Origin of the sequence: Pseudoclavibacter helvolus (assembly GCF_014191305.1) — a bacterium.
In the GTDB taxonomy this organism is placed as follows: Bacteria; Actinomycetota; Actinomycetes; order Actinomycetales; family Microbacteriaceae; genus Pseudoclavibacter; species Pseudoclavibacter helvolus.
The window spans coordinates 570501-578637 of sequence record NZ_JACHWJ010000002.1; the positions used below are offsets into that span (position 1 = coordinate 570501).

General features: G+C 68.8%; 6 protein-coding genes. 3 read left to right on the plus strand and 3 right to left on the minus strand.

Annotation, left to right across the window (positions count from 1 at the left end):
* Nucleotides 1–6 precede the first annotated feature (6 nt).
* Nucleotides 7–2562, minus strand: coding sequence for an aminopeptidase N (gene pepN, locus FHX72_RS09555; RefSeq protein WP_183624616.1), 2556 nt, complete (start codon nt 2560–2562; stop codon nt 7–9).
* A gap of 82 nt (nt 2563–2644) precedes the next feature.
* Between pepN and FHX72_RS09560 the strand changes: the two genes are divergently transcribed.
* Genes FHX72_RS09560 through FHX72_RS09570 form a run of 3 tightly spaced genes read left to right on the plus strand, consistent with a single transcriptional unit; the run spans nt 2645 to nt 4753 of the window.
* Nucleotides 2645–3253, plus strand: coding sequence for a mycothiol-dependent nitroreductase Rv2466c family protein (locus FHX72_RS09560; protein ID WP_068482875.1), 609 nt, complete (start codon nt 2645–2647; stop codon nt 3251–3253).
* Nucleotides 3253–3798 carry a ribose-5-phosphate isomerase gene (locus tag FHX72_RS09565; protein ID WP_068492983.1) on the plus strand — a complete coding sequence of 182 codons (546 nt, stop codon included), beginning with the start codon at nt 3253–3255 and terminating at the stop codon, nt 3796–3798. The genes FHX72_RS09560 and FHX72_RS09565 overlap by 1 nt, the downstream gene beginning before the upstream one ends.
* Nucleotides 3791–4753, plus strand: coding sequence for an Fpg/Nei family DNA glycosylase (locus FHX72_RS09570; RefSeq protein ID WP_068482869.1), 963 nt, complete (start codon nt 3791–3793; stop codon nt 4751–4753). Before FHX72_RS09565 ends, FHX72_RS09570 begins: the two co-directional genes overlap by 8 nt.
* 46 nt (nt 4754–4799) lie before the next feature.
* Here the strand turns inward: FHX72_RS09570 and FHX72_RS09575 are convergent, their stop codons facing one another.
* Nucleotides 4800–7733 carry an SCO7613 C-terminal domain-containing membrane protein gene (locus FHX72_RS09575; protein WP_183624619.1) on the minus strand — a complete coding sequence of 978 codons (2934 nt, stop codon included), beginning with the start codon at nt 7731–7733 and terminating at the stop codon, nt 4800–4802.
* 149 nt (nt 7734–7882) lie between these two features.
* Nucleotides 7883–8137, minus strand: a 255-nt coding sequence (locus tag FHX72_RS18560; RefSeq protein ID WP_221186855.1) for a hypothetical protein, incomplete at its 5' end; no start/stop codon positions are given.

The following is an 8137-nucleotide window of genomic DNA, read 5'->3' on the forward strand; positions in this document are numbered from 1 at the left end:
GGATGACTACTCTGGCTGCGCGTCGCGCTCCTGAGCGGCCAGGGCGCGCACGACTCCTGCGCGCCCTTCGATGATCATGCGGCGGAACGCGGGGGCCGCGCCCTCGTTGTTCGCGAGCCACTCATCTGCGGCGTCGCGGATGCGCGCTGTCGCGAGGCCCGCCGGGAAGAAGCCCTCGATGAGCGTCTCGGCGATCTGGAAGCTGCGATCAGCCCAGATCGTTGAGATGTGACCGAAGTATCGGTCGACGAACGGCTCGAGGAGCGCCTCGTCGTTGACACGGTCGAAGCCGGCGACGGTGGCGCGCACGATTGCGTTGGTCGCGTCCGAGCGGTCCATGACAGACGCCCAGGCCGCTTCCTTGCCCTCCGGCGTCGGGAGTGCCGCGCGTGCGTGTGCCGCGCTGCGCTCGCCGTCCGCCGTGCGATCCGTCTCGAGACGTGCAGCGATCTCCGCCTCGCCAGCACGGCCACCGGCGACCAGCGCGTAGAGCAGCTCCCAGCCGAGGTCGGTGTCGATCTCGAGCCCCTCGAGCGCGAAGGTGCCATCAAAGAGCGCTGCGACAGCGTCGAGCTGCGGCGCGGTCTCGGCGAGCGAGGCGAAGGCCTTCACGAAGCTGAACTGCGCGTCCGAACCCGCCTCGGCCAGCTTTGCAAGCTCGAACAGCTCGTCGGTGACCACCTCGACGATCTCGGCGCGGTCCTCTGGGGCCGTGTAGAACTTAGCGGCCGAGGCGAGCTGGCCGAGCACCGTGCGGCGCGTCGTCGACTCGCTCTCGGTGCCGATGACGCCGAGGACGGCGCGGATGAAGTCGCGGGCGCGAAGCTCCCCATCCCGGGTCGCATCCCACAGCGAGCTGACGACGAGCGAGCGCGAGAGCGGGGCGCGCAGCTTGGGCAGGTGCTGCTGCACGGTCGCGACCGAGTGCGCGTCGAGGCGGATCTTCGTGTACGCGAGGTCGTCGTCGTTCACGATGATGAGGTCGGGGAGTGCTCCGCCGATGAAGCTCGGCACCTCGGTACGCTCGCCATCGACGTCCAACTCGAAGCGGTGGATGCGCACGAGCTCGTCGCCCTGCACGTTGTAGAGGCCGATCGCGAGGCGGTGCGGTCGGATCGTGGGGTGCTCGGCCGTTGCCGTCTGCTCGATCGCGAACGACGTGAAGTTGCCGCTCTCGTCCAGCTCGTAGACGGGGCGCAGCGTGTTGACCCCCGCCGTCTCGAGCCACTTCGAGCTCCACTCGGTGAGGTCGCGGCCGCTCGTGACCTCGAGCTCGGCAAGCAGGTCGCGGAGCTCGGTGTTGCCCCAGGCGTGCTTCGTGAAGTACGCGTTGATGCCGGCGAAGAAGGCGTCGCGGCCGACCCAGGTGAAGAGCTGCTTGAGAACCGAGCCGCCCTTGGCGTAGGTGATGCCGTCGAAGTTGACCTGCACGTCGTCGAGGTCACGGATCTCCGCGACGATCGGGTGCGTGGAGGGCAGCTGGTCCTGGCGGTACGCCCACGACTTCTCGCTGGCGTTGAAGGTGACCCAGTTCTCGGTCCACTCGGTGGCCTCTGCGGTCGCGAGCGTCGAGATGAACTCGGCGAACGACTCGTTGAGCCACAGGTCGTTCCACCACTTCATGGTGACGAGGTCGCCGAACCACATGTGGGCGAGCTCGTGGAGGATCGTGACGACGCGGCGCTCGCGCACCGCATCCGCGACCTTCGAGCGGAACACGTAGGTCTCGGTGAACGTGACGCATCCCGCGTTCTCCATGGCGCCCGCGTTGAACTCGGGGACGAAGAGCTGGTCGTACTTCGTGAACGGGTACGGAACCCCGAACGCCTTCTCGTAGTACTCGAAGCCCTGCTTCGTGGTGCGGAAGATGTTGTCGGCGTCGAGGTTCGGCGCGAGGGATGCACGGCAGTACACGGCGAGTGGGATGGTGCGTCCGTCGATGGAGGTGAGCTCGTCGCGCACGACCGTGTACGGACCCGCGACGAGCGCCGTGATGTAGCTCGAGATGCGCGGCGTGGTCGCGAAGTGCCAGACGGCGCGCTCATCGTCGATGGGCTGAGGGGCCTGTGACGGCTCGTTGGAGATGACCTGCCAGGAGGCGGGGGCCGTGACGTGGAAGGAGAAGTTCGCCTTCAGGTCGGGCTGCTCGAACACCGAGAACATGCGGCGGGAATCCGGCACCTCGAACTGCGAGTAGAGGTAGACCTCGCCGTCGGCAGGGTCGACGAAGCGGTGCAGTCCCTCGCCCGTGTGCATGTAGATGGCATCGGCGTCGATGGTCAGCGTGTTGTGCTCGGCCAGGTTCGGCAGCTGGATGCGCACCCCGTCGTTGACCGCCGCGACGTCGAGCGCCTCGCCGTTGAGCACAACGCTGTGCACCTGGCGGGTGATGGCGTCGATGAAGGTGGACGCACCCGGAACCGCCGAGAACGTCACCGTCGTGATCGAACGGAACGTCTCAGGACCCGTCGTGAGGTCGAGGGCGACGTCGTAGTGCTCGACACCAAGCACTACTCCTCGACGCTCGACCGACTCAGCGCGAGTCAGGTTCTCTCCGGGCATTCCAGCTCCTTTGGTGTCAGGTGCCCGGGGGTTCCGGGCTTGCGGCGCGGCCAGCCTAGTCCTGCCGAGTAGGCTTATGCGTATGCCCGCACCGATCAAAGTAGATTTCTGGTTCGACCCGATCTGCCCATTCGCTTGGATGACCTCGCGGTGGATCGACGAGGTCGCCCGTCAGCGTGACCTCGATGTCACCTGGCACATCATGAGCCTCGAGCTCTTGAACGAGGAGAAGGACATCCCGCAGTCGTACCGCGACATGCTGCAGGGAACGTCCCGCCTCGGCCGTGTCGTCTCCGGTGTCGAGCAGGACCTCGGCAACGAGAAGGTCAAGGCGCTCTACGACGCGCTCGGCACGCGAATCCACCCGGGCGGACGCAAGGACCGCGACGCGGTGCTGCAGGAGGCCATCGCGGAGCTCGAGATTCCCGAGTCCATCGTCGAGCGCGCCGATGCAGGCGAGTTCGACGAGCGGTACCGCGCGAGCCACCTCTCCGGCATGGAGCGTGTCGGCGACGAGGTTGGTACCCCCATCATCGCCATCGACGGCGTCGCGTTCTTCGGCCCCGTCATCTCCCCGGCACCGAAGGGCGAGGAGGCGCTTCGCCTGTTCGACGGTGTTGTCATGGCCGCATCGGTCGACGGCTTCTTCGAGCTCAAGCGCAGCCGCACGCGTGGACCGGTGTTCGACTGATGCGCATTCACGTCGCCACGGATCACGCCGGCCTCGAGTTCTCGCAGCAGCTGCAGGAGCACCTGCGCGACCAGGGCCACGAGGTCGTCGACCACGGGCCCGCCGAGTACGACGCGCTCGACGACTACCCCTCGTTCTGCATCAACGCCGCTCAGGCCGTCGCCAACGATTGGGCGAATGGCTCCAAGTCGCTTGGCGTGGTCTTCGGTGGCTCTGGCAACGGCGAGCAGATCGCCGCCAACAAGGTCACAGGGGTGCGCGCCGCGCTGGCATGGAGCGACGCCACGGCGCAGCTCGCCCGCGAGCACAACAACGCCAATGTGATCTCGATCGGCGCGAGGCAGCACGAGATCGTCGACGTGCTGCGCTTCATCGACATCTTCATCGCCGAGCCGTTCCCTGGCGAAGAACGTCACCTGCGTCGCATCTCGCAGCTGGCAGAGTACGAGCAGACGGGCAAGATCGCCGGCAAGTCGATGCTCGGCGCGGTTGGTACCGTCGTACCCCCGATGGTGGAGTCGGAGACACCGGCGGGGAATGCCTGAGGGTCATTCCGTTCACCGCATCGCCCGCCAGTTCACCGCGAACTTTGCCGGGCGAGTCGTGGCCGCTTCCTCGCCCCAAGGCCGTTTCGCTGAGGGAGCCGGGGAGATCGACGGTCGTGAGATGGTCGAGACGTTCGCCGTCGGCAAGCACATGTTCTCGCGCTTCGACGGCGGCGTCTGGCTGCGTGTGCACCTCGGAATCTACGGGGCGTGGGACTTCTCTGGCCAGGTCTCGACGACGCTCGGGCAGACGGGGGAGTACTCGCGCAAGCGTCCCGGCGTGACGATCGAGGACTCGCGCGGCGAGACTTCCCTGTCGAGCATCGGCGCCCCGCGGCGCACACGATTGAAGATGGCGGAGGCGGAGCGCGAGCAGGAGCTCTCGCAGTGGCCGCCTGAGCCTGTCGGCGCCGTGCGGCTTCGCCTTCTCACGGCGGAGACGTGCGCAGATCTGCGCGGACCGACGGCGTGTGAGCTCATGACGGGCGACGAGGTCGCTGCCCGCATCGAGAAGCTCGGCCCTGACCCGCTCGTCGACCGTGGCGCGAAGGCCGAGGCGCGGTTCCTCGAGCGAGCTCGCGGGAAGCGCACGCCGATCGGCATCGTGCTCATGGACCAGCAGATCGTCAGCGGGATCGGCAACGTGTACCGGGCGGAGATGCTCTACCGGGCGGGCATCAACCCGCACACGCCGACGTCGCAGCTCACGGATGAGCAGCTCAGGGAGCTGTGGCGTGACTGGACGAAGCTCCTCAAGATCGGTGTCGAGGTCGGCCAGATGATGACGATCGACGGGCTCCGCGGCAAGGCGAAGGCGGCGGCCCTCGAGAACCGCGAGGACCGGCACTGGGTGTACGGCCGAGCGGGGGAGCCGTGTCGCGTATGCGGCACGCCGATCGCGCTGGAGGAGATGCAGGCGCGCAAGCTCTACTGGTGCCCCGGCTGCCAGCTCTGACCTGCAGGCGTTGCGCCCGCACGCGAAGAGCTGACAGCCGGTAGCGTCACCGCAGCGAGCGGATGGATGCTGCGGCGCGCTTGGCGTCGCGAAGCCGCGCCTCGTACGTGGTGGCGATGACCACGAGTACTGTGCCGGCCAGCGCGAGCCACACCCACCAGGGCACAACTCCCGCGACGACGGCGAGCTGCTGCCGGAATGCGGTGACGGCGTGGAGCACGGTGATGATCGCGCCCAGGACAAGCGGCGCCTGCAGGCGGCCGACCGCACCCCAGATCGTCACCGCGACGGCGATGAGGCCAAGCGCGATGAGGCGCCACGGTTCGGAGTCTGCAAACTGGGCGAGGTAGCTCGGGACCAAGAGCAGAGCCAGCCCGGGGGCCAGCGCCGGCCAGCTGCGGAGCGTCGGCCGGATCGCGAGGAAGTGCGCCCCGCCTGCGAGGAGGGTTGCGGCGAGTGGCACCGTCGCGAGTTCAAGCCAGCGGACAGGGCCCTCGCTCTGTACGACGCCGGTGAAGGCGACGAGGGCCACGGCGGAGAGCGCGAGAACGGGGACGCGCAGCGACTGCGGGCCGCCTGGCACCCGATTGGCCCCCGACAGCGTCGGCAGGAGCTCCGGCCTGAGGAGAGCGGTGAGCGAAAGCGCACAGAGCGCGACGACCCAGGTGAGCGCGAGCGCCTGGGTGTTGGAGACTTCGCTGCGCAGGATGCTCGGGAGTGAGGACACCACGAGTGCGGCGACGGCCAGTGGCACGAGCACCGTGGACGCGAGGGACGCGAGCCGCGGGTTCTCGAGCTGGTGCTGGCGGCGCCAGAGTGCGCTCGCGAAGAGCAGCACGAGGCACGCCGGGAGGACACCCCAGACCGGGAGCGCGATCGGAGTCAGCGGCCCCTGGACCGCGAGGACAAGCGCTGGTCCGAGCACGGCCGCCGAGATCGACGCACCGACTCCGAGGGCATTCACCGATGCGCGCAGCCACCCGGCGACGGGCACCACGGCGCAGACGACGACGAGCGCGAGGGTGAGGAGTGCAAGCGCGAATTCGGGCACCGACAGCGCGAGGACGCGTGACTCCGCGGGGTCGAGCGGCTGGGCGACGGCGGCGATGGCTCCCGCGCTGAGCCAGATACCTGGGGCGGCGGCAAGCCAGAGCAGGCTCTCGACGCTGGATGCCCGTGGCTCGCTCCCTTGTCGGTCGAATCTCGCAGTCGCGACTCCCGCCGCGAAGAGCACGAGGAAGGCGCCTCCGAAGGCGACGAAGATGGATGCTCCGTCCCAGTTCGCGAGGACCTCCCACACCCAAGCGAGTGCGAGGACGGGGACGCCGAAGTAGCGCAGCACGGCGTAGGGAGACCGCGCGCCGAGTTGCCCACTGGAGACGATGGACGTCGCGGCGAAGAGGGCGACCGCGAGGGGGAACGGGGTCCAGCTTTCGAACCCTTCGCCGGGCGCGGCCGAGGCGGCGGCCGGCGCGAGCAGGGTTCCGAGGAGCGCCGTGCCGAGCCCAAGCGCGCGGAGCGCAACTCCGTCGCCCCGACGTATCCCGTGCGGGGCCAGGAGCACGCCGAGCATGGCGGTGAGGGCGCCGATGACGCCGGCGGTCGCGACGAGTTGAATCGGGTTCGTGCTCTCGAGGTCGATGAGCTGAACGTGGTGCACCAGCATCCACGCCGCCAGTAGCCCGGACGCGTAGCTGGGGAGTCTCGTCAGGAGCCCCGCTTCGACACTCAGGCGGGCGACCAGGACGATGGCTGCAAGGACGATCCCGACCAGCAACAGTGTTGTGCCCGTCTGCTGCGCGACCCAGATGTTGGTGGGCGCGGTCGGGGTCCAGATCGCGAGGGAGAGGCTCTGCGATGCGAGGGCCAGGAATCCCACGAGGGCGATGCCTGCGCGCCCAGTCGGGCTGACGAGTCTGGCGGGGAGTCCGGCGGCGACGACTGAGGCCAGCAGTGCGAGCCCCAGCAGGAGAAGACCACTCTCGAACCGCGTCATGAGGAGGACGCCGGTGGCAACGGCGGCGCCGAGCGCCGTCAGGAGCGCGACGAGCAGCTTGCGACGTGCCCTGGCCTCGTCGTCTGCCCAGACGGGGCGGAGCAGCAGCCAGGTCACCGCGCCGACGAGCAGCACGCATGCAGTGAGCCAGAGCAATGCCTCCACGCTCGTGAGCAGGCCGGTGAAGATCCCGCTTCGATTGACGTCGCCCGTCAGGTTGGCCGCGACGTGCGCGAGCGCTGCGAGCACGGCAACCCCTCCCGCCGATGAGCTCAACGAGACAAGCAGCGGACGCGCGTGGACGGGAACGCGCACCAGGGTCGCCGTCACGGCGACCGCGAGTGCGAGGGCTGTGCCGACGATGAAGTACAGCAGCGTGCTCGCGGGAGTGTCGGCCGAGGTGATGGCGGGGACAACAAGCGAAACTGCGAGGCCGGCCGCGAGCACGGAGGCGGACGCGCGTGCCGGTTCGCCGGCCTTGCGCGCCCTGCCGAACCACCAGAGCAGCAGTCCGGCCACAACAAGCGGAGCCCCGGCGGGGAGATGGAAGGCCTCCGAAGTGCGGATACCAGGGGTCGCGATCGCGAACACGTACCAGGCGAGGGTGAGCAGGCCGACACCGATCCACGCCAGGAACGCTCTGCCTCGCGCCTGGAACAGGCCAGAGGGAGAGAGCGCGAGCAGGATCGGCACGAGCGCGGAAACCGCGATCGTCGCCGTGAAGTACTGGGCTCCCGCCGGCTGGCCGAACGCGCTCGTGAAGATCGGGGTGCTTGCAAGCGAGACGACCGCGACCGCAGCGGCAGCCAGCTCGGCAGGGAGAGCGCGTGCGGCCGGTGCGCCACGGAGCCGTGCGGCGAGCATTCCGCCTGCCGTCAGGGCGCCTGCGGCGACACGAGCGACGCCGCGACGGCCGGGAGGTATGGTCGTCACGAACGAGGTGACCACTGCCGCGAGCGTCGCCCAGAGCGACGGGGCGAGCACGGCCAGGAGCGGCGCGACCGCAGGTACAATCCGGCTCCCGTGGTCGGCGCAGGGCGACGACGACGATCGCAACGCAGAGCAGGGCACCGAAGGCGGCACTCGCGAACCAGAGCGCGCCGAGTGGCCACACGGCGTCGGTGAGGAGGGCGTCAGCGTCCGCTGCGGTTGGCCGTCGACCGAACGAGTGCGAGGAGGGCAAACGATGCCACGAGCGCGGGGATCGCAGCGGAGTAGGCGAGCAACGTGCGTTCCGCAGCAGCGAGCCACGGCCTCGGGAGCAGCAGCGTCGCGGTGAGGAGCATGACGATGCCGAGATTACGCGCAGGTGATGGCGAGGTTGGTGCCGGATGCGCTCGACGAGCCCCATGCGTCGCGCACGAAGGCGACGAGCAGCGGCACGGCGA

What these genes read in the sequence shown, in the direction of transcription:
- pepN (WP_183624616.1), bottom strand. Translation starts at nt 2,562, where the DNA reads ATGCCCGGAGAGAACCTGACTCGCGCTGAGTCGGTCGAGCGTCGAGGA.
- FHX72_RS09560 (WP_068482875.1), top strand. Translation starts at nt 2,645, where the DNA reads ATGCCCGCACCGATCAAAGTAGATTTCTGGTTCGACCCGATCTGCCCA.
- FHX72_RS09570 (WP_068482869.1), top strand. Translation starts at nt 3,791, where the DNA reads ATGCCTGAGGGTCATTCCGTTCACCGCATCGCCCGCCAGTTCACCGCG.
- FHX72_RS09565 (WP_068492983.1), top strand. Translation starts at nt 3,253, where the DNA reads ATGCGCATTCACGTCGCCACGGATCACGCCGGCCTCGAGTTCTCGCAG.